This window comes from Paenibacillus sp. CMM36 (assembly GCF_053570945.1).
The window spans coordinates 1-2,060 of sequence record NZ_JBSEDY010000050.1 but is presented as its reverse complement, the minus strand read 5'-3'; the positions used below and the strand labels follow the sequence as shown (position 1 = coordinate 2,060).

Here is a 2,060-nt window from a genome sequence, read left to right as displayed (position 1 = left end):
TTGACTCCAGCTTCTACGACGAAGAACTGTCAAAGCTGCCAAGTAGCGGCAGTGTGCCGATTGGTCAGGCATGGCTGAACGCACGCTTCTACATCGTGGACAGCCAGCTGAATCCGGTGCCGATCGGCGTACTGGGCGAGCTGTGCATTGGCGGTGCTGGAGTGGCACGTGGATACCTGAACCGCCCAGACCTGACGGCCGAGAAATTCGTGGCGAATCCGTATGTAGCCGGTGAACGATTGTACCGCACAGGTGACCTGGCGCGGTGGATGCCAGACGGCAATGTGGACTTTATCGGTCGGATGGACTACCAGGTCAAAATCCGGGGCTACCGGATTGAGCTGGGCGAGATTGAAACGGCGATCCAGCGGGTACCGGGTGTGCGTCAAGCCGTAGTCATCGACCGGACGGATGAGCGTGGACACAAGTACTTGTGCGGGTACATCACGGGAGAAGCTGAGCTGCGGATCGAGGAAGTACAAGCAGAACTGGAATCCGGGTTACCAGCGCATATGGTGCCAGCACGCTTGATGCGACTGGAGACGATTCCGCTGACCAGCAACGGCAAAATCGATCGCAAGGCCTTGCCGGAACCGGAGGGAAGCATCCATACGGGTGCAGCCTATGTGGCACCACGTACTACGGCAGAGCAAGTACTGGCTGCAGTGTGGGCCGGAGTACTCGGCGTGGAAGCGGTAGGCACGCAGGATAACTTCTTTGAACTGGGCGGCGATTCGATCAAAGCACTGCAAGTATCGTCCCGCTTGCTGCAAGCAGGCTATCGATTGAACATGAAGGATCTCTTCAGCAATCCGACGGTAGCGGCGCTCAGTCCTTTGCTTCGTACAGATGGTAAGATGGCCAGTCAGGAAGAAGCAGTAGGCAAGGTAGATCTGACACCCATTCAGCGATGGTTCTTCGAGCAGCAGCCTGCTGATCTGCACCACAGCAATCAGGCGATGATGCTGTACCGAGCTGGGCGCTTTGACGTCAACGCGCTACGCCGTACAATGGACCGTATTGTCCAGCATCATGACGCATTGCGCACGGTATTCCGTGAGACGGAGCAAGGCTATGCAGCTTGGAACCGCAGTGTAGAGGAAGGCGAGCTATACACGCTGGACATTGTAGATTTTAGTGGAGTTGAAGACGAATCCACCGCTGTAGAAGCTAAGGCGAGTGAAATTCAAGCCAGCATTCATTTGAGCGAGGGGCCGCTGGTGAAGCTCGGTCTGTTCCACTGCGCTGAGGGCGACCATTTGCTAATCGTCATTCATCATTTGGTTGTGGACGGCGTATCGTGGCGTATTTTGCTGGAGGATTTGGCATCCGGTTATGAGCAGGCTGTTGCAGGTAAAACAGGCACAGCTATTCGGCTGCCGCATAAAACAGATTCATTCCAGGTATGGGCCGAGCAGCTGTCGGCCTATGCGAATAGCGCGACGATGGAGCGGGAGCTTGCTTACTGGCAGCATATCGAACAAGCAGAAGCCAGTCTTGCGAAGCCTTTGCCAAAGGATTTTGCGAATGACAATGCACTGCTTGGGGACAGTGAGGTTGTGACGGTCCGCTGGACGAAGCAGGAAACCGAGCAGTTGCTCAAACAAGCTCATCGCGCATACAACACGGAAATGAATGACCTGCTGCTGGCTGCGCTCGGAAAAGCCGTATATGACTGGTCTGGTTCTGAACGGGTGCTGGTCAACCTGGAGGGCCATGGACGGGAAGCTATTGTACCGGATGTGGATATTACGCGGACAGTCGGTTGGTTTACGAGCCAGTTCCCGGTTGTACTGGATGGAAGTCTGGGACAAGGGGGGGAATACGGCTCGTCTGATCAAACGGGTCAAGGAAGGGCTGCGTCATATTCCGCAGAAAGGCATCGGCTATGGTATTTTACGATACCTGTCGGATACGAATGTTCTGGAGAAAGCAGGCGTGCAGTTAAAGGCTCAGCCTGAGATCAGTTTTAACTATTTGGGCCAATTCGATCAGGATTATAAAGGCAATGATCTGGAGCCTTCCTCCTATTCCATCGGTGTGCCTGTCAGCACGAATGC

General features: G+C 54.8%; 1 pseudogene. It reads left to right on the top strand.

Features of this window, described 5'->3' with window-relative positions:
- Positions 1-2,060 (top strand): annotated as a pseudogene (locus ACWA2B_RS27780) (condensation domain-containing protein); the annotation flags it as partial.